This window comes from Micromonospora noduli, assembly GCF_003264365.1.
GTDB classification, from domain to species: Bacteria; Actinomycetota; Actinomycetes; order Mycobacteriales; family Micromonosporaceae; genus Micromonospora; species Micromonospora noduli.
The window spans coordinates 1-490 of the sequence record NZ_PYAK01000145.1 but is presented as its reverse complement, the minus strand read 5'-3'; the positions used below and the strand labels follow the sequence as shown (position 1 = coordinate 490).

Annotated in this window: 1 protein-coding gene; it reads left to right on the top strand. The window is 30.8% G+C overall.

Annotated features, from left to right (window positions below):
* On the top strand, window positions 1–279 hold a 279-nt coding region (locus GUI43_RS34155), incomplete at its 5' end, for a hypothetical protein (protein WP_170158820.1).
* Window positions 280–490 lie beyond the last annotated feature (211 nt).

The window sequence follows — 490 nt, the reverse complement described above, 5'->3', positions numbered from 1 at the left end:
GATGAAGAAGATGATGACGACATTGACATTAAGCATTTGTCGCCGGAATTAGAGATCCAAGAGTTAAAACAGACTACCAACGGGAGCCCGGTCCCGATTATAAGCGACGTCAGAACATTGTCTGGCGATGATTTGAGTTGGGATAAGAAAAGTGATTCAAATGGTGGACAGTCGAGTGAAAGTTTTCCAAAAATACCTAAGACTTTAAGTGTTTCAGTGACTAAAATTCCTCCGCCTGATTATTCGTTAAAAGAACAATCGGTTGATCCAGTTGAATAAATTTCGTTAAGTTATTTTTTAAAAATGTTTATATTTTAATAATTGAAAATAATTGAATAAATGAATTTTAAAGCAGAAGGAATAAATGGGAAAAAAAATGAAAGATGATAAGGTCGGTGAATTTTGAGAATCGTGAGAACTTAATTAATTATGAATGAATAAATTTTAAAAAATTTTTTTAATTAATTTTTTTTTTTCTCTTTTGCCGTAT